The organism is Cylindrospermopsis raciborskii Cr2010, from assembly GCF_003367075.2.
GTDB lineage: Bacteria > Cyanobacteriota > Cyanobacteriia > Cyanobacteriales > Nostocaceae > Raphidiopsis > Raphidiopsis raciborskii.
In genome coordinates this window covers 2,960,317-2,977,640 of the sequence record NZ_CP065936.1, presented here as the reverse complement: position 1 = coordinate 2,977,640, position 17,324 = coordinate 2,960,317, and the positions used below count along the sequence as shown (strand labels likewise).

Genomic DNA, 17,324 nt, shown 5'->3' with positions numbered 1-17,324 from the left:
GACATTAATGTTGAACTTAGACCGCATCCTGAATCAAGAGCGACTGCTACGAGCAATGACTGGACTTAACCGCCAAGCATTCAACGAGCTGTTATCTCAGTTTGCTGATACCTATGAACGCACCGTGTTCAACTCCTTAGCAAACCGCAAACGTGCGCCCGGGGGCGGACGCAAGCCTACACTCAGAAGTATAGAGGAAAAACTATTTTATATCCTGCTGTACTGCAAATGTTATCCGACGTTTGACTTGCTGAGTGTGTTGTTCAACTTTGACCGCTCCTGTGCTCATGATTGGGTACATCGACTACTGTCTGTGCTAGAAACCACTTTAGGAGAAAAGCAAGTTTTGCCAGCACGCAAACTCAGGAGCAGGAATTCACCAAAAGGTTTCCAGATGTGAAGGAGGTGATTGTGGATGGTACGGAGCGTCCAGTCCAGCGTCCTCAAAACCGAGAACGCCAAAAAGAGTATTACTCTGGCAAGAAAAAGCGGCATACATGCAAGCAGATTACAGTCAGCACAAGGGAGAAACGAGTGATTATTCTGACGAAAACCAGAGCAGGTAAAGTGCATGACAAACGGCTACTCCATGAATCAGAGATAGTGCAATACATTCCTGATGAAGTAGCAATAGAGGGAGATTTGGGTTTTCATGGGTTGGAGAAAGAATTTGTCAATGTCCATTTACCACACAAGAAACCGAAAGGTAAGGAGTTAACACAGCAGCAAAAGGAGGAGAATCGAGAACTCAGTCGTCAGCGAGTTGTGTGTGAGCACGCTCACTCTGGAATTAAGAGATATAACTGTGTACATTCTGTATATAGGAATCGTGTGACCGATTTTGATGATCAATTGATGTTGGTCAGTGCAGGGCTATGGAACTTCTATTTAGATGCAGCATAAATTCAATCGGGATGGGGGAAGTTCTGTCATCCGGAAATATGCTTTTATTTCCCAACAGCTCTAATGTATGGTCTGATATTCCTGCTTCTACGTTAAATAAATCTCGCAGGTGGGGAATTGTGGCGATGTTATTGTTCTCTGCACTGGCTGGATAGGTGCTGGTGCATTTTAGCAAAATTATGTCTTGACAACCCGCTTCCCTGGCAGCACGTACTGTTTCATCTAGTTCACATATATTGGCCATCCCTGTGGAAATTATCATGGGTTTCCCCGTTTTGGCAACTCTTCTAATTAGCGGTAGGTCGGTGTTCTCAAAGGATGCTATTTTATAGCAGGGAACTTTCAATGACTCTAAAAATTCAATGGCTGTCTCGTCAAAAGGGGTGCTAAAACCAATTATTCCTAGCTCTTCACAACGTTTGAATATTGGCTCGTGCCACTCCCATGGTGTATAGGCTTGCTGATAAAGTTTGTGTAGTGAGTTTCCTTGCCATAAAGAGTTGGGATCGTTAATGAAAAATTCCCCTGTCTCTATGTCTAGTGTCATGGTATCTGCTGTATAGGTCTGGAGTTTGAGTGCATCAACACCCGCTTTCGCTGCTACTTCTACTATTTCTAGGGCTCTTTCAAGAGACTGGTTGTGGTTACCCGACATCTCCGCAATTATGAATGGGGGATGACTTTTACCTAATATTTTACTTGCGATCGCAATGCTCATAGGAATATGTTTAACTAAAGTTGATATTTATCATGTAGTGCGATTGGTCGGGAAGGGTTTTTACATACTCAAAGCCCAGTTTCTCAAAAAATTTGGGAACACGGGTCGTAATTTGAATCACTCCCTTATTCTCCTTGAGAAGGGTGTTAACTAGCTGGGAACCTAGGTTTTGATTTCTGAAGTCGGGATGCACGGCTAAGGATTCTAGAGTTCCCCCCTTGCTGTTGATAGCTAGGTAGGTAAATCCGACAATTCTGTTAAAGTTGTCACTGGCTATATAAACAGGAAATCCAACACAGTATTTCTCTATCAGGAGGTAAAAAACATTACGTGGTGGTCGGGGATAACAAGTGTCCAGTAGTTCTTTTATATCTGGGAGTATATTGTGTAAATTGTTTTTATAAGAAATGTGTATAGTGGTGGCTTGCAACATAATATATGAGTTAAGTTTATTTTAAAACAAAAGGGCGATCGCGAAGCACTTCCTAGCTCGCTAAGGAATTAACCATTATTGGGTTGAATCAACCCTTACCTGGAGACTGTCCGTGGGGGAGACCGGGAATCAATTCCCTGTCTCAAAGCTCAAGTCGGTTTTCAACCGACTGGTTTTGTCGTGGGTGCTTGTAGTTGGGTTGAGAAAACCCAACAAACCAACGGAATATATATAAATGCGATTCCAAAGCACTCCGTATGGGATCTCGCAAAGTAGAGCTCCCGTAGGGAGTGCTTCGCAATCGCCAGTTGTAAAAATTATGACTCATTACACATCTAGTTGATTGCCATTTTGGATATCAACTTGTGGTTTTAGATCATTGAACTTTTGTGAATCTTTTAACCATGCTTCTAAATCAGAAATCTGTCTAAAGTCCAGTAAAGATTCAGCCAGTGCTTCTAATTGAGGTACTGACAATTGCCGGATCTGTCCCAACCGTTGCTCCGACAACTCCCCCAGTCGCCGAGTTAGTTGGCGAATCACCATTTTCTGGAGACTCTCCTGGATACCTTCCTGGCGACCTTCCTGGAGACCCTCCTGACGAATCTCTTGATAAAAACGAGACTGGGTAATATCCGTTTGTTTCAAATCCAGCAACTGCATAATCATCTCCTTCGTCAAATCTGGGAACTTATTTGCTAGTATAGTCTCTATCAAACTCAACCGATGCTCAAACTCTGGCTCCGTTTCTGCACTTTGCAACAGTTCCTTACCTATCTCCCCACTCTCCTCCTCATTCGTTCCTAACAACTGTAACAAGGTAAAATTGGGACTCAGGTTTTGCCTTTCCCTCAAATCCGTTAGGTACAGCCGCGTTACTCTTCGCTCCAACAACTCTCGGTAAGGTAACTCCGCACCCACATTATAGCCTCGACTGGGCAAAATCAACAAACCTTTCCACGGGCGATTTACTTCATACTGTTTTAAGTAAAGAAAAATCTCAGCAAAAAATCGTCGGTAGAAATTCTTTTCTGTTTGCATCTGGACTTCTGCAAACACTATGGGGACTGTAGGGTCATCCGTTAGCGGTGTAAAAATGCCATCAAAATCAAATTCAGTTTCCTTTATTACCTGGGCGCTATAACTAAACTGCCAATGGGCATCTACCCCAGGGATTAACTCCGCCAGCATCCCCGGTTGTAACAAAAATAATTTATAAAACCATTTATCCGTTTTCATATATGTGAATTTAAATTAAATGGGCGATTGCGAAGCACTCGCACTTGCGAGATCGCGAAGCACTCCTTACAGGAGCTCGCTGGGGAATTAACCATTATTGGGTTGAATCAACCCTTACCTGGAGACTGTCCGTGGGGGAGACCGGGAATCAATTCTCGGTCTCAAAGCCCAAGTCGGTTAAACCCGACTGGTTTTGTCGTGGGTAATCGTAGGTTGGGTTGAAGCACGAAACCCAACAAACCAACGGAATATATATAAATGCGACTTCAAAGCACTCCCTATGGGCGATCGCAAAGTAGATCTCCCGTAGGGAGTGCTTCGCAATCACCTGTTGTAAAAATTATGACTCATTAACTGCATAATCATCTCCTTCGTCTTGAGACTACGATGAAACAGGAGGTAGGTTCTAAAGTCGAGTCACAGAGCAGGTTGAACATAAATTTTAACTACGTACAATCGACCTGCCCACTCAAAAAATGCCGGGTAACGTTCATTATCTACCACCCGTAGTAAATTAAACTGATCACCTATGGAAATATGCGGATCCAGCTTACTGTCTTGGGGTGTTCGACGGGGATAGAATGAGGATTTACCCACTTGAGGTCGAGTTCTTTTTAATATGTCGGGATATTCTCTGACAAATTCCTTACACAATTCTAATGTGGACTGGGCTTGGGCGTGGCGCAGCTCATCTATGGTTTCATGACCTTGGAAATGTAACCATTGCTGTAAATATATATTCCCACTGTCTACCTGTTTTGCTGCTTCAAACAAGGTTACAGGAATGTCATTTTTGCCTTCCAGAATTTGCCAGGTCAGCGGTGACCAACCTTTACCTTGCGGTAGTTCACTCTCATGCACTACTAGGTTGTGTTTAAATTGTGACAGAACAGACGGAGGAACAATCTTGCCATAACTGAGATAGAAGCATAGATCCCCACCTTGCAAGTCTCTGATGTGGTGTGTCCACTTAACATGATGACCTTCCTCTAACCAGTCTGTTAACAATTGGGCAATGTAGTTGTTTAACCAACTTTGACTGTCGGATAGAATGGTAAGCGAAAGGTTCTGATTGAAGGTTCTGATTGAAGGTTCTGATTGAATGACGGATCTTCCTCTTGGAAACCTAGGCGCAAAAACACCGCACTCGATGCTGGATTATCAGACTTTACATCCGCTCTTAAGTATTTGGGTTTAAGAGAGTCTAAAGTATCTACCCCCATTTTTACAAGAGAGGTAGCCCAACCTCTTCCTCTTACTAGGGTATCTAGGGAATAGTCAATTAGTGCTTCTTCATCTTTTAGGTCAAAACGAATTTGTCCAATCGGTAGGTCGGATGCTTCTAATACACAAAGGTAACAATCATTATCTGCTATTTTTCTGTCAAACCAAGCTTCATGTTCTTGCCAACTGATAGGTTCTGAATTAAAAGACTGACGACGCACTTCTATATCATTTACCCAAGTATAATAAAACCACTTATCTGTTATTCTTGCTCGCCTTAGCCTTAGTTGATTTTGATGAGTCGGTTTCAAATACTCTGTAACTCTTTTCGCTCCTAACCCATCTACATAGTGTCTACATCCATAAGATATTTTCTCTAGGGTATCGGTATTATGAAACAGCGAACTTATTGAATTTTGTATATCCTCTATTTTGACTGTATTGGCAGTGCCTAGGTAAATAATGGCCCCCACATCCGACAAAGCCAAACAAGCTGGAACTTGGTTTTCCGCAATACTAATGACTAGGCTAGGTAATCCTAAACACAGTCTTTCCCAAGTAGTTGTACCTCCAGCTCCAATGGCTAAATCCGCATGAGCCATTAGCTGGGCTAGGTGAGGAAGGTTTTCATAAAAATTGGTTCGAGGACGCTGTTGAATTTGTTGTTGTAATAGTAGTTTATGGGGATTACTAGAACCTACTACTACGTCCAAATGTAAGAAGGCAAATTCTGGAGCAGACAGGGCGGATAGGACTTTACCTGTAATGTTTTGCGGATCAGTACCACCCAAGAAAATCAGCACTCGCTCTAATTTACCATTACGGGAAGCTAAGGTCTGACGATATTGCCAATATTCGGGACTCAGTAAGGCATAATGGCAACCCAAAAGCAATTGACAATCATTAGGTACTAATTTCTCATAACTATGATTGGGTAACTGGTAATTCTGATCCAGTAACACATCACAATCATGGGGGCGATTAGCTAAGTCGTCTATGATTAGAATCTTACCCACATGGGGGCGCAATTTCCTCTCCCAAAATTGGTCTATGCCATAATGGTCTACAATTAACCAGTCGGGAATTTCTCCCTCTAAAGCTTCTATGGTCTCTGCTGCATCGGTTTCTGAACTGACTCCTAACCACTGAGTGTAGTATTCTGCTGTTGGTTCACACAGTGGCGGTGCTGGTAAAACGGTAACAGAAAAAGCAGATCGGGTAAGCAGGTGGACTAAATTACCGGGGTGATCCCGACAGATAAATCTCACATCCGCACCTCGAAGGCGTAATTCCTCTGCTAAGGTGCGACAACGCACTAAGTGTCCAGACCCCATGGGATGGGAAGAGTCTACTCTAATGGCTACTTTCATCCAGGTGTCTCCCTAGAATAAAGGCTTCTGCTGCTTTCACTCCCACTGTTGCTCCACGCCATCGTGCTAAAGCGGTAACTGCTTCTTGAGAGCGGGAATGGGGGAAAGGACGCAACTCCTCCTTGTAAAAAGCCAACGCTTGCTGTTTTAAGGTCAAGGTATGGGAAATATCTATAAACCAGTTGGGTTGAAAATTGGGCGCCGATCCGGGGGGTTGCCACTCAGTGCTGGAAGCTACTTCAAAAAATAGGAGAGTTTTGACCGGATGTTGGGGTTGGGGACGACATGCTGTCACTACCGCTTGATGTACTTTTTGATGATCTATGTTTACATCTCCAACATGGTGGGTAAAAACTGTATCCGGTCTATAACGAGCGATCGCCTGTTCTACCTGTTTTACTATTGATAATAGGGGAACTGTATCCAGTTGGTTATCAGGAAAATCACTGAAACTGATGTCAGAAATTCCCAAACAGTGTGCTGCTTTTTTGGCAGCTAGGTGACGACATTCCAGCTCTGATATGTTGTGGGCATCGCGGGAAGAAATGCCATCAGCTAAAAATATAATGTTTACTGGCACCCCTTGAGCAGTGTAAGATGCGATCGCACCTCCACAGCCCAATACTTCATCATCTGGGTGAGCAGCTATAACAAGTATAGACTTAACCATTTTCTAATTTAGGCGCTTGAAGCCACTGTGACAAACTGGACTTTTGAGCAATGTTGTTAGGTCTCGACCTGCTTCACATTCTGCAATTAAACTAAATACAGGATCAAGGGCATCAAAATAACCATCTAATACTTGTTGAGTATGTTCTGTGCAGACATAAACACTATTAGCTGCTAAATAACCCTGGGCTAACATTTCTTGTGTAATCAGTGTTTTGTATTCCAACATTCTCGAACCAGGGAAACTAAACCCAATTAATGCGGGTAAGCCTGAAACTTTTAGATTTAAACCATACTTATCAGCTAATTTTTTCCACCTTTCACCAATCTTTTTGCCTGTCTGAGTAATTTGTTCCCAGGATTGGATCCGTTCCATAACTTCTAGAGTTTTTAGACCAGCTGTGGGTCCAATGCGTTCTGTCCAGAAGGTACTACTGATAAATGTGGTTTGAGCCGCTTCCATGACCTCACGCCTTCCGATTGTAGCCGTAATGGCATAACCATTGCCTAGGGCTTTACCAAACATCGCCATATCTGGCTCCACACCATACAGCTTGTGAAGTCCACCAAAAGTTTGGCGAAATCCAGAAGTACATTCGTCAAAGATCAAAACGATTCCTTTATCGGTGGCCAGTTGTCTCACCTTTTCCAAAAAACCAGCTTGGGGACCCTCACTGCGAGAAACCTCCATTTTGATGACACCGATATCATTATTTCTCACCAGAGCTTCTAACTCATCAAAGTGATTGTAGTTAAAAGGGTAAATTGTATTCCGCAGATCCTGGGGGACTCCATTGGGTTCTAAACCTGGTAAAAGATGACCCGCTAAGTTTTGCTCATCTCCCAAGTTAGCAGCTAAGTACCAATCATGCCAGCCATGATAACCACAAATAGCAACTTTATCCCTTCCTGAAGCAGCACGGGCAATCCGAATAGCAATGGCATTGGCTTCACCCCCGGTCCTGGCGAATCTCACCATATCAGCCCAAGGATGTAATTCTACCAAACGCTCTGCTAAATATACTTCTTCAGGGCAGTTCAGTGTAGACATATTCCCCAGGCTAACGGTATTATGTACCACTTCATCTATTTCTGGGTGTCCATAACCCAGTATATTAGTCCCAATGCCCATGATGGACATATCAATGTATTCTCGGCCGTCCAGATCCCAAACATGACAACCCTTGCGAATTATCTCCGTCGGCCCAGGTTGAAGAATATTGACGACCACTGGATAGACTAGTAGCCCATACTTTTCCTCTACTAGAGCAGCATAAGCTCGCATTCGTCGGGGCATCTTAGCATCATGGCGCAGTTGTAGCTCATTCAGTAGAATAAAATCGCCACACTCAGAACAGCGCAAAATAGTTTGGGTAAATCTCGAATTTGTCGTACCAGCTGATTTAATTCTTGGGGTTCTAAGGAGGCCTGATGCTCCGGACTAGGGAGAGTGCGATCGCTTTTTATGTATGATATGTCTACTTCAAGGAAACTTTTGGTGAACTAAACTACTGGCTACAATCAATCGATCTGCTGGATCACCATGAAAATTCCCTGGTAATCTAGTTGACAGCACCGCAATTTCTGGTGTTAAAGCTAACAGTTGAATTTTTGGATGTTGAAGTGCGAGATTTATCCAAATTTGGACATCCATATGGGAACCTACTTATTTTAGTTATCAAGATTTGGACTTGGCTAAAAATAAATTATCTCACATAGGTGTTATCTTTTGGTTAATTCCCAACAAGAGGCATCTCTAACGCTTATTTTAGCATACCAGTTAGCTACTTTTGTATTGGGGTGTCTCACCTTAAAAAGTAGTATTGGTAACGCTTTGGCTATTTCCGGAGATGTCTATTTAGAACTCTTGTGTAGACTTTGTATGTATGGTCTCTACAAAATTTCTATGGTCGTTATCAACACTATACTGTATTATACCGTAGGTTGAGTTTAATAGAGTTGTTGGAAAATAAGGGATAATAATCAAGCAGACAAGTAGGGTGACATTAATGTTGAAGTTAGACCGCGTCCTGAATCAAGAGCGACTGCTACGAGCAATGACTGGACTTAACCGCCAAGCATTCAACGAGCTGTTATCTCAGTTTGCTGATACCTATGAACGCACCGTGTTCAACTCCTTAGCAAACCGCAAACGTGCGCCCGGGGGCGGACGCAAGCCTACACTCAGAAGTATAGAGGAAAAACTATTTTATATCCTGCTGTACTGCAAATGTTATCCGACGTTTGACTTGCTGAGTGTGTTGTTCAACTTTGACCGCTCCTGTGCTCATGATTGGGTACATCGACTACTGTCTGTGCTAGAAACCACTTTAGGAGAAAAGCAAGTTTTGCCAGCACGCAAACTCAGGAGCAGGAATTCACCAAAAGGTTTCCAGATGTGAAGGAGGTGATTGTGGATGGTACGGAGCGTCCAGTCCAGCGTCCTCAAAACCGAGAACGCCAAAAAGAGTATTACTCTGGCAAGAAAAAGCGGCATACATGCAAGCAGATTACAGTCAGCACAAGGGAGAAACGAGTGATTATTCGGACGAAAACCAGAGCAGGTAAAGTGCATGACAAACGGCTACTCCATGAATCAGAGATAGTGCAATACATTCCTGATGAAGTAGCAATAGAGGGAGATTTGGGTTTTCATGGGTTGGAGAAAGAATTTGTCAATGTCCATTTACCACACAAGAAACCGAAAGGTAAGGAGTTAACACAGCAGCAAAAGGAGGAGAATCGAGAACTCAGTCGTCAGCGAGTTGTGTGTGAGCACGCTCACTCTGGAATTAAGAGATATAACTGTGTACATTCTGTATATAGGAATCGTGTGACCGATTTTGATGATCAATTGATGTTGGTCAGTGCAGGGCTATGGAACTTCTATTTAGATGCAGCATAAATTCAATCGGGATGGGGGAAGTTCTGTCATCCGGAAATATGCTTTTATTTCCCAACAGCTCTATTATGTTGTAGCAAAGTTTAGACGAACTGGTATACCTGCCTTTTTCATGGCCTCTTTCGCACCTGCTGGAGTCTGTTCTGTGAAATGGAACATGCTTGCAGCAGCAACAGCAGAAGCACCTGATTGTTTTATTGCCTGAATCATATGATTATAGTTACCAGCACCACCAGAAGCAATAACGGGTATTTTTACTGATTGGCTTACAGTCTCAATTAAACTAAGGTCGTACCCCTGCATCATACCGTCATTATCAATCGATGTGATCAGTATTTCACCAGCACCGCGATCCTCAAGTTCTCGTGCCCAAGAAACGACTTCTCGTCCCGTATCCTTAGAACCAGAATGGCTAAAGCAAATCCAATCACTCCTAGATTTACGCTTTACATCAATGCTTGACACAACACACTGTGTCCCATAACGACGTGCTATATCAGTTATTAAGGATGGTGAACTGTAAGCTGCTGTGTTAACTACAATCTTGTCAGCACCTGATCGAAGTAGATTTTGAACATGATCAATATTAGTGACTCCACCACCGACTGCAAAAGGCACAAAGCATTCCTGACTAAAGTCAGCAATGGATTCAAAATCGGGAGATTCACCCGTAGTATTGGCTGTAATATCCACCAATATCAACTCGTCAACATCACGCTGGTTGTACACTTTAATTGCGGGTAAAACTGAACCTACTCTTCGCCAACTATTAAATCGAGTTCCCTTGACCAGTCCAAACTGTTTCCACAACAGGGTTGGTATTACCCGCACTTTTAGCATGGCTGACCATCAAGAAAATTACGTAGAAGTTGTATCCCAGCCCGAGAACTTTTCTCTGGGTGGAATTGTGTACCCCAGACCCTTCCGAGTCCTATTGCTGCCGTAAATGAAATATCATATTCAGCCCTCGCCAGCACAGTACTTTGTTCGTCTGGCATAAACACGTAGCTGTGTACAAAGTAAAAGTCTGTACCATCACTAATGCCATTTAAAAGACATAGTTTCGAGTCTAGCTTAGTAATGTTGTTCCAGCCCACATGAGGAACTCGCAAAGAACAGCCTTGAGATTTAAGACTCACCACTCGTCCAGGGATCAACCCCAAGCCTTCAGTCCCAGTGGTCGAATCTAATGCACCCTCCAAACCAACATTGGCCAGGAGTTGCATGCCAAGGCAAATTCCTAATAAGGGTCGGTGATAGCTAGTGACTTCTTCTTTAATTGCATCTACCCAACCTCCTTTTACCAAAACTTGCATGCAGTCAGTGAAGTTACCAACGCCAGGTAAAATAAGTGCATCAACTGCATGGAGATCAATGGCACGGTCAATTAGAACAGGTTTAGACCTTAGCTGTTCAACGGCCGTTGCAATAGACCCCAGATTACCAACACCGTAGTCAATAATTCCTACCTTCATAAATTGTCACCCGAAAAAAACAATCTGCTTGTTCGAGGGAACGTCATCGCCACCTTGGAACTAAATACTTTCTGGGACGCACTACATTACAATTAGCACATAGATCAGGATAATTCTTGTTCATAATCAGTTCTCTTAAATACTGATATTTACTACCCGTAAATAATTCTTTTATGTCGTCAGTGAGAATATTTCCCATAGGCAGTTTTGATGTCAGATCATAACAGCAGGGAACTATTGTACCGTCTGCACGAATAGTCAGAGTGTGTTCAATATGATCACATTCAACTGAATCTGTCCCATCAACTTCCCAAACCGTGTATTCTTCAGATACATTCATATGTGGCCAGACCATTGCATATGTGGGCTTAAATTCATCCACTTTATCCTCAAAGATTTCTTTTAACCATGTTGGAACTTCTGGTTGAATCTCTGAATTTCTCTTGAATTTCTCTGAATCTAAAAATTGTGTTGTGGAAATTGCCACTCTGATTGGATGTCTTAATTCTTCCTTTTTAGTTAAAAAGTGAGTGATGTTGTTTATTACTCGTGAAGATGAAGAGTTTACACGTATCTGTTGATTTTCACTTTTATTTAAACCATCAAGGCTAAACTCAATGACGTCTAGAGGAGTAGATAGTAAGGATTCACACTTGCTTTGACTCAAAAGCATTGCATTGGAAACCATTTTTATAAAGAAGGGTTTTATAGACTTAATAGCAGTAATCATTTGGCAAATTGATTTGTTTAAAAGAGGTTCGCCACCATGATATAGAACTACAACTTCAACTTCATCTTTATACTTCGACATACTTCGACAAATTTTCTAAAACCTTCTCAAAAATTATATCACTCATGATGTCACGAGTCATTTCAACAGTCCCAGTTGGGCAATGACTACATGCAAGATTACACTTGCTTGCAGGTTCGATTCTCACAACCTTTAGTTTTGGCATTTTGTTTTTCCCAAGCATTACTAAGATTTGTTGGCGTTGCTGAAAAGTGCTTATAAAGTCTCATAAGTTGTCGTAATTAACCTTGGTTAAGTTTCCATCATTATCCTTAATCAGAGATCCTGAAACATCTCGTTTGAATATTTTCTTGTTCGTAAATCTATCGCACACAGTAGTAAATTCTGGAACCGTCATACCCAAAGGACGTAATATGTCCTCAAGGGACTTACCCAAATATTCCCAGGGAAATTGACCATCAAGACGTTTCACTATGTCTAAGCCATCCTGGCGAGTTAGACGTTCTCTTCGAATATGTAAACAGGCCAGATCCGTAGCGCGTCCGAAGCCAAACTTTAAAAACTTGAAATAGTCGTGAATACCGGTCTGGTGATTGTCCAAATTCTCATAATTAACCATCGATCCTTCAACGGATTTAGAGTAAGTTGTAAAACCATTAGCTATGGCAATCAGCCCATTAGATAAACCATCCCAAGGTAGATAATGACCAAGGAAAAGCCCCGTCACACCGACCCGCGCCAGCTCGTCATCACTTGGATAGGTGTAGTGAATCAAATGCTTTGCTTCAATTCCGTCTTGTCCAATCAGATCCGATACACGCATCCCTAATAAACCGCCAAACTCCTCTAGCCATCTCCGTGTAAGTACATTGTTTTCTGACGCAGCAGCAGGACCACCATACTCGTTTTGTGAGTTTTCACCCCATATAATCAAACTAACATTAAATTGGACAGCAGCGCGCACCGGTATAGTAAAAATACCCACATGTTCCGGCCAGGATATGTCTCCTACTTGAGTCAGTCCTATACGATTGAGTTTAGACCTCACCAAAGGATTTGGTGTAACCTCAATATAATCTACTCCTAATTGCTTGAGATTTTCAATGTTTCGCCTACCTATAGGGGATAGATCACAAGTTGTTGAAGTTACACAAAGTGGATTTAAACCAAGTTGTAGCATTCTCACAACCTGATAGGTGCTATCCTTACCACCGCTGACCGGAACGATACAATCCCAGTTAGTACCATCTCTAGAACGATACTTGTCCAGTAACAAAATTAGCTCTTTATACCGGGCATCCCAGTCCACTTCCCTGCGTCGTTCATAGCTGCGGCAAGCGTTACACACACCTTCCTCATCCAGAAATAAATCTGGCTTGGTAGATGGCATCACGCAACGTTTACAGTAGGTGAGCATAAGATTGTCTCCTGTTTGTTATAATGTGTTTTATGGTCAGTATTTCTACTTCTCAAGTAGGAACCAAGTAATATCGTCTTGAGGAAAGTTAGGATCGCGACGATAAAAAAAGCCATAGTCAACTAGACTGAATTCGGGGTAGCGATCTAAGATTTCACCAGCAAAATCTCGCTTAAACAAGCGATCTAAGTGACCTCTATAGGGAATGGCAACTGGCGAGGGATTGTAATACTCTGCAATTAATAAGTATCTACTAGTGGCATTATTTAATTTAGTATAGACAACGGGTAAGTATTCCGGATTGATATGAATAAGAACCCCTTTGATAAGAACAAGATCCCAGTGACGCGGTTGACAAAATTCAAGTATTGATTCTGAATATACATGCTCTGCAGGAATGACATTGGTTAGTTCTCTGGCGGCCTGTTGATTAATCTCAATTCCGTGCAAATCAATGCCAGGGTAAAGCAATTTGAGAGCCTTTAGATTCATGCCAATGTTAGCGCCAAACTCTATACAGTTTCTTATACCCTTAGCGGCGTAGAGCGTTCTTGAGAAAAAGGCTAAGTTAGATGCAAGCAATTGTTCGCTTTGATTACGCTGAATATAGTCTGTACCAAAATCACCTGCCCAAAATTGTTCTTGCTGTGTTTTATAGTTCATGTTTATACTCCAAGGGTCATTTCCAATCTGCAATAACAAATTATGTATATTCTCAATCAACAATTTTTTCGCCTAATTCCGAGAAATTCTAATCACCTCAGAAGATCTTTCTAGCGTTTAAATTATTTGGAGACTATCCTTTTACCACCTGTTAAGGTCAAAAAGATTCACTCTCCATACTTCTTCTGTCCTATATGACTATTAATAAGATACCATTCTGGTCGTTCTCCCAGCAGTCGCAAGCAATCTTCTAATGTAAAATTAGGTAGATTGGGATAAACTGCTTCAATGATTTTCTGAATCAACTCAAAATCTTCGGCGGTGTCGACGGTCCATCGGTGGTGACTACAATCTTGGGAATAAAGAACGTGACCCAAACGATATAGTAGTGGTTGCCTATAAATAAAAGACGTAACATGCTCGCGGTCTGGTTGTGACCTAGCCCTTACAAAAGCTTCTTGTAGCACTGAAAATGGAAAGACTTCAGTATCCATCCCTCTGGGGTAAGTGCGTTCTAAGCTGTTAGACACATAGTCATATTGTGAATGGTTTTTTAGGTAGTAATCGATTACCCTATTAACCACTTGAGGATCAATTAGAGGGCAATCAGAAGTCACGCGAACCACCACTTTTGCTTGATGTGCCACAGCAGCTTGATAATATCTTTCTAAAACATCAGCTTCAGAACCTCGAAAGTAAGCGACTGAGAGGCGATCACATAAGTCAATAATAGGAGCATCAGTTTTATTTGTCGTTGTCGCGATGACTATTTCATCAGCTAGTTTGACCCCTTGCAACCTCTCAATTTGGTATTGGAGCAAGGGTTTACCCAACACCTGCTTCAGTATCTTTCCCGGTAATCGGGTAGAGGTCATCCTGGCTTGAACAATTATTACAGTTTTTATTAAAGGAAAATTAGGTTCTAAGGTTTGCATATTCATGGTCGAACTTTCCTATTTCTTCACCCTTCACTCAAAATTTTCCTCAAAACACTCCCAACCTGCTCTTGATTTTCCTCCGTTAAATCATAGTACAAAGGAATACTAATAGCCTCCTGATAGTATTGTTCAGCCTCGGGAAAATCCCCCCACTTAAACCCTAAACCCTGATAATAGGGTTGAGTATGCACAGGAATATAGTGTAAATTAACACCTATCCCAGCTCGCCGCAATTCCTCAAAAACCTGTGTATGAGTCTTAGCAATCCTATCCAACTTTAACCGGATAACATAAAGATGCCAGCTGGACTCAGTCTCAGGATGTTGCCAGGGTAAAACCAGAGGAAAGTCTTGAAGCAACTGATTGTAGCGAGCTGCCAAAAACCTACGTCGTGACACAAAATCATCCAAACGCTGCATTTGACTCAAACCCAAGGCCGCCTGAATGTCCGTCATGCGGTAGTTAAATCCCAAATCCAGCTGCTGGTAGTACCACAATCCATGGGACTTACCCTGCATCAGATCTGGATTGCGGGTAATACCATGGGTTCGCAAGCGAATCAGCTTTTCATACAAGTCCTGCTGATTTGTCACCACCATCCCCCCCTCTCCGGTGGTAATAATTTTTACAGGATGAAAACTAAACACTGTCATGTCCGAAAACTGACAATTTCCTACGGAACTGCCTTGATATTTGGCACCAATAGCATGGGAAGCATCCTCCACAATCCTAAAACCATACTTGCGGGACAAAGCCCCAATCTTTTCCATATCGCAGGACTGACCAGCAAGATGAACAGGTACAACCACCTTGGGCAATTTCCCTTGCCGCTCGGCTTGAACGAGCTTTTGTTCCAGCGCATCAACACTTAAATTGTAGCTATGGGGATGAATATCTACAAAATCCACTTCCGCACCACAGTACAAGCCACAATTGGCAGAAGCAACAAAAGTATTTGGAGATGTCCAGAGAATATCTCCTTTCCCCAATCCCAAAGCCAAACAGGCAATATGTAATGCGGAAGTGGCACTATTAACTGCCACACCATAGCTGGCACCACATACAGTAGCAACATACTCCTCAAACATGGGGATCGTAGGTCCCTGAGTAAGCCAGTCACTTTCTAAGACCTTAACTACAGCAGCAATATCTGCTTTAGTTATATTCTGACGACCATAGGGGATAAAAGAATTCATTTATTTAGATAGCAAACTCACAGTCAACATGATGACGAATCAACTGTCTAAGTTCGTCCACAGTTAAAAACACATCATTATCACCAGAATTATAACTAAAACCTGGCTTTACCTTCACTGCTCCATTTTTTAAAAAATGCTCTTGTAAATTATTATCCACCTGACTGGGTAAAATCGCATAATAAGAACCTAAATCGAAGGTAGTGTAACTATCACTACTAGTAATCATTTCCTCATGGATTTTTTCTCCTGGACGAATGCCCACTATTCTTTGTTCAGCTTGAGGAGCAATAGCTGTAGCCACATCAGTAATGCGGTAGGAAGGAATTTTGGGGACAAAGACCTCACTTCCCCAACCGTTTTCAATTGCCCACCACACCATTTTTACCCCTTCTTCTAAGGTGATATTAAACCGGGTCATCTGTGGATCGGTAATAGGTAACACTCCTTGGTGACGCTGTTGGAGGAAAAAAGGAATCACTGATCCCCTAGATCCCATAACATTGCCATAACGCACCACACTAAAGGAAATATCTCTTTTCCCCTTGATATTATTGGCAGCAACAAACAATTTATCAGAGCAGAGCTTTGTTGCTCCATATAAATTAATGGGGGCGGCGGCTTTATCAGTAGATAGGGCTACCACTTGCTTTACACCAGTATCCAATGCAGCTTCAATTACATTTTGAGCGCCTAGAACATTAGTTTTAATACATTCCATGGGATTGTATTCTGCAGTAGGTACTTGTTTTAGGGCAGCGGCGTGAACAATGATGTCTATACCTTCACAAGCACGGACTAACCGTTGTTTATCTCTAACATCCCCCAAGAAATAGCGTAGTCCTCGATATTGCATGTCAGAGAACTGAAGACCCATTTCATACTGCTTGAGTTCATCCCGAGAATAAATCACCAAGCGATGAATATCTGGGAATTGTTGGAGCAGCATTTCCACAAACTTCTTGCCAAAGGAACCGGTACCACCTGTGAGTAGAATGGAAGTTTCTTGAGTAATTTTCATTAAGTTTAAAGTTACGCCGTTGTAGACATTGTGACCGATTACACATCCAGTTGATTGCCATTTTGGATATCAACTTGTGGTCTTAGATCATCGGTTGAAAACCGACCGGTTTTGCCGTGGGTGATTATTGGTTATAGGTTAAAATTGAGACAGAAAACCCGTGCCACTCGACTCTCGTAGCTGCGGGTGAGTCTGGTTGGTACGAACTGAGATCATGTAGACCGTCAAAGCTCTGCACCTTATGATTTAGCTTGTATTTTATTTGGATACGAGGCAATTAATTACCCCATGCCAGAATAATATCAGATTTGTTGCATAAGTCAAGAGGTTATAGGGATTAATTTACATTTCTTTACAAACCTGATGGTTTAACATTACAGATTTCGATTACACATCGGGTTCAGT

At 42.2% G+C, this 17,324-nt stretch carries 21 protein-coding genes; 4 read left to right on the top strand and 17 right to left on the bottom strand.

The window, feature by feature from the left end; all coding sequences use genetic code 11:
- Window positions 1-7 precede the first annotated feature (7 nt).
- Together C6N34_RS13600 and C6N34_RS13595 are read left to right on the top strand one after the other, a co-directional pair.
- Window positions 8-400 carry a helix-turn-helix domain-containing protein gene (locus C6N34_RS13600; protein ID WP_236107115.1) on the top strand — a complete coding sequence of 131 codons (393 nt, stop codon included), beginning with the start codon at window positions 8-10 and terminating at the stop codon, window positions 398-400.
- A complete protein-coding gene (locus C6N34_RS13595; RefSeq protein ID WP_006279026.1) occupies window positions 397-903 on the top strand; it encodes a transposase family protein in 507 nt (168 codons plus the stop codon). The genes C6N34_RS13600 and C6N34_RS13595 overlap by 4 nt, the downstream gene beginning before the upstream one ends.
- On the opposite strand, the gene C6N34_RS13590 is transcribed toward C6N34_RS13595, so the two are convergent.
- The 9 genes from C6N34_RS13590 to C6N34_RS13555 all read right to left on the bottom strand — a co-directional run bounded on the left by C6N34_RS13590 (window position 863) and on the right by C6N34_RS13555 (window position 8,210).
- Complete coding sequence (locus C6N34_RS13590) at window positions 863-1,621, bottom strand: N-acetylneuraminate synthase family protein (RefSeq protein WP_236107113.1); 759 nt, start codon at window positions 1,619-1,621, stop codon at window positions 863-865. The two genes, C6N34_RS13595 and C6N34_RS13590, sit on opposite strands and share 41 nt — an antisense overlap.
- Window positions 1,622-1,631: 10 nt before the next feature.
- Entirely contained in the window at window positions 1,632-2,054 is a 423-nt protein-coding gene (locus C6N34_RS13585) for a GNAT family N-acetyltransferase (protein ID WP_236107111.1), read from the bottom strand.
- A gap of 327 nt (window positions 2,055-2,381) precedes the next feature.
- Complete coding sequence (locus C6N34_RS13580) at window positions 2,382-3,293, bottom strand: DUF2887 domain-containing protein (protein WP_115538095.1); 912 nt, start codon at window positions 3,291-3,293, stop codon at window positions 2,382-2,384.
- A 417-nt stretch (window positions 3,294-3,710) separates the two neighbouring features.
- On the bottom strand, window positions 3,711-4,301 hold the full coding sequence (locus C6N34_RS13575; RefSeq protein ID WP_115538094.1) for a formyltransferase family protein: 591 nt from the start codon (window positions 4,299-4,301) through the stop codon (window positions 3,711-3,713).
- A gap of 17 nt (window positions 4,302-4,318) precedes the next feature.
- Entirely contained in the window at window positions 4,319-5,887 is a 1,569-nt protein-coding gene (gene pseG / locus C6N34_RS13570; protein WP_115538093.1) for a UDP-2,4-diacetamido-2,4,6-trideoxy-beta-L-altropyranose hydrolase, read from the bottom strand.
- Window positions 5,871-6,557: a PIG-L deacetylase family protein gene (locus C6N34_RS13565; RefSeq protein ID WP_115538092.1), complete on the bottom strand. Its 687-nt coding sequence runs from the start codon at window positions 6,555-6,557 to the stop codon at window positions 5,871-5,873. The genes pseG and C6N34_RS13565 overlap by 17 nt, the downstream gene beginning before the upstream one ends.
- Before the next feature lie 3 nt (window positions 6,558-6,560).
- A complete protein-coding gene (locus tag C6N34_RS13560) occupies window positions 6,561-7,919 on the bottom strand; it encodes an aminotransferase class III-fold pyridoxal phosphate-dependent enzyme (RefSeq protein WP_220272376.1) in 1,359 nt (452 codons plus the stop codon).
- The gene (locus C6N34_RS17255) at window positions 7,883-8,023 is read right to left on the bottom strand and encodes an N-acetylneuraminate synthase family protein (RefSeq protein ID WP_407928747.1); all 141 of its coding nucleotides are present in this window, start codon (window positions 8,021-8,023) and stop codon (window positions 7,883-7,885) included. Before C6N34_RS17255 ends, C6N34_RS13560 begins: the two co-directional genes overlap by 37 nt.
- A 16-nt stretch (window positions 8,024-8,039) precedes the next feature.
- Entirely contained in the window at window positions 8,040-8,210 is a 171-nt protein-coding gene (locus C6N34_RS13555) for a PIN domain-containing protein (protein ID WP_220272375.1), read from the bottom strand.
- Between the two features lie 355 nt (window positions 8,211-8,565).
- On the opposite strand from C6N34_RS13555, the gene C6N34_RS13550 reads away from it, so the two are divergent.
- Both C6N34_RS13550 and C6N34_RS13545 read left to right on the top strand, forming a co-directional pair.
- On the top strand, window positions 8,566-8,958 hold the full coding sequence (locus C6N34_RS13550; RefSeq protein WP_072149145.1) for a helix-turn-helix domain-containing protein: 393 nt from the start codon (window positions 8,566-8,568) through the stop codon (window positions 8,956-8,958).
- The gene (locus C6N34_RS13545; protein WP_236107109.1) at window positions 8,955-9,461 is read left to right on the top strand and encodes a transposase family protein; all 507 of its coding nucleotides are present in this window, start codon (window positions 8,955-8,957) and stop codon (window positions 9,459-9,461) included. The genes C6N34_RS13550 and C6N34_RS13545 overlap by 4 nt, the downstream gene beginning before the upstream one ends.
- 63 nt (window positions 9,462-9,524) lie before the next feature.
- Here C6N34_RS13545 and wbuZ read toward each other — a convergent pair whose 3' ends face one another.
- The 8 genes from wbuZ to pseB form a co-directional block, all read right to left on the bottom strand.
- The gene (gene wbuZ, locus C6N34_RS13540) at window positions 9,525-10,298 is read right to left on the bottom strand and encodes a glycosyl amidation-associated protein WbuZ (RefSeq protein ID WP_115538916.1); all 774 of its coding nucleotides are present in this window, start codon (window positions 10,296-10,298) and stop codon (window positions 9,525-9,527) included.
- Window positions 10,292-10,933 carry an imidazole glycerol phosphate synthase subunit HisH gene (gene hisH, locus C6N34_RS13535; protein ID WP_115538917.1) on the bottom strand — a complete coding sequence of 214 codons (642 nt, stop codon included), beginning with the start codon at window positions 10,931-10,933 and terminating at the stop codon, window positions 10,292-10,294. The genes wbuZ and hisH overlap by 7 nt, the downstream gene beginning before the upstream one ends.
- Window positions 10,934-10,976: 43 nt before the next feature.
- Window positions 10,977-11,744: an SPASM domain-containing protein gene (locus C6N34_RS13530; RefSeq protein WP_115538918.1), complete on the bottom strand. Its 768-nt coding sequence runs from the start codon at window positions 11,742-11,744 to the stop codon at window positions 10,977-10,979.
- Window positions 11,745-11,949: 205 nt separating this feature from the next.
- Entirely contained in the window at window positions 11,950-13,101 is a 1,152-nt protein-coding gene (locus tag C6N34_RS13525; protein ID WP_115538919.1) for an N-acetyl sugar amidotransferase, read from the bottom strand.
- A 45-nt stretch (window positions 13,102-13,146) separates the two neighbouring features.
- Entirely contained in the window at window positions 13,147-13,764 is a 618-nt protein-coding gene (locus C6N34_RS13520; RefSeq protein ID WP_115538920.1) for a pseudaminic acid biosynthesis-associated methylase, read from the bottom strand.
- Window positions 13,765-13,931: 167 nt separating this feature from the next.
- Entirely contained in the window at window positions 13,932-14,699 is a 768-nt protein-coding gene (locus tag C6N34_RS13515; protein ID WP_236107105.1) for a cytidylyltransferase domain-containing protein, read from the bottom strand.
- A gap of 26 nt (window positions 14,700-14,725) precedes the next feature.
- Window positions 14,726-15,898 carry a UDP-4-amino-4,6-dideoxy-N-acetyl-beta-L-altrosamine transaminase gene (gene pseC / locus C6N34_RS13510; protein ID WP_115538921.1) on the bottom strand — a complete coding sequence of 391 codons (1,173 nt, stop codon included), beginning with the start codon at window positions 15,896-15,898 and terminating at the stop codon, window positions 14,726-14,728.
- Window positions 15,899-15,902: 4 nt separating this feature from the next.
- Window positions 15,903-16,919 (bottom strand): UDP-N-acetylglucosamine 4,6-dehydratase (inverting), encoded by a 1,017-nt coding sequence (gene pseB, locus C6N34_RS13505; protein ID WP_115538922.1) that lies wholly within the window; start codon window positions 16,917-16,919, stop codon window positions 15,903-15,905.
- Window positions 16,920-17,324 lie beyond the last annotated feature (405 nt).

Excerpts from the sequence above, each read along its gene's own strand:
- C6N34_RS13600 (WP_236107115.1), top strand. The coding sequence starts at position 8 with ATGTTGAACTTAGACCGCATCCTGAATCAAGAGCGACTGCTACGAGCA.
- C6N34_RS13590 (WP_236107113.1), bottom strand. The coding sequence starts at position 1,621 with ATGAGCATTGCGATCGCAAGTAAAATATTAGGTAAAAGTCATCCCCCA.
- C6N34_RS13585 (WP_236107111.1), bottom strand. The coding sequence starts at position 2,054 with ATGTTGCAAGCCACCACTATACACATTTCTTATAAAAACAATTTACAC.
- C6N34_RS13580 (WP_115538095.1), bottom strand. The coding sequence starts at position 3,293 with ATGAAAACGGATAAATGGTTTTATAAATTATTTTTGTTACAACCGGGG.
- pseG (WP_115538093.1), bottom strand. The coding sequence starts at position 5,887 with ATGAAAGTAGCCATTAGAGTAGACTCTTCCCATCCCATGGGGTCTGGA.
- C6N34_RS13565 (WP_115538092.1), bottom strand. The coding sequence starts at position 6,557 with ATGGTTAAGTCTATACTTGTTATAGCTGCTCACCCAGATGATGAAGTA.
- C6N34_RS13555 (WP_220272375.1), bottom strand. The coding sequence starts at position 8,210 with ATGGATGTCCAAATTTGGATAAATCTCGCACTTCAACATCCAAAAATT.
- C6N34_RS13550 (WP_072149145.1), top strand. The coding sequence starts at position 8,566 with ATGTTGAAGTTAGACCGCGTCCTGAATCAAGAGCGACTGCTACGAGCA.
- wbuZ (WP_115538916.1), bottom strand. The coding sequence starts at position 10,298 with ATGCTAAAAGTGCGGGTAATACCAACCCTGTTGTGGAAACAGTTTGGA.
- hisH (WP_115538917.1), bottom strand. The coding sequence starts at position 10,933 with ATGAAGGTAGGAATTATTGACTACGGTGTTGGTAATCTGGGGTCTATT.
- C6N34_RS13530 (WP_115538918.1), bottom strand. The coding sequence starts at position 11,744 with ATGTCGAAGTATAAAGATGAAGTTGAAGTTGTAGTTCTATATCATGGT.
- C6N34_RS13525 (WP_115538919.1), bottom strand. The coding sequence starts at position 13,101 with ATGCTCACCTACTGTAAACGTTGCGTGATGCCATCTACCAAGCCAGAT.
- C6N34_RS13520 (WP_115538920.1), bottom strand. The coding sequence starts at position 13,764 with ATGAACTATAAAACACAGCAAGAACAATTTTGGGCAGGTGATTTTGGT.
- C6N34_RS13515 (WP_236107105.1), bottom strand. The coding sequence starts at position 14,699 with ATGCAAACCTTAGAACCTAATTTTCCTTTAATAAAAACTGTAATAATT.
- pseC (WP_115538921.1), bottom strand. The coding sequence starts at position 15,898 with ATGAATTCTTTTATCCCCTATGGTCGTCAGAATATAACTAAAGCAGAT.
- pseB (WP_115538922.1), bottom strand. The coding sequence starts at position 16,919 with ATGAAAATTACTCAAGAAACTTCCATTCTACTCACAGGTGGTACCGGT.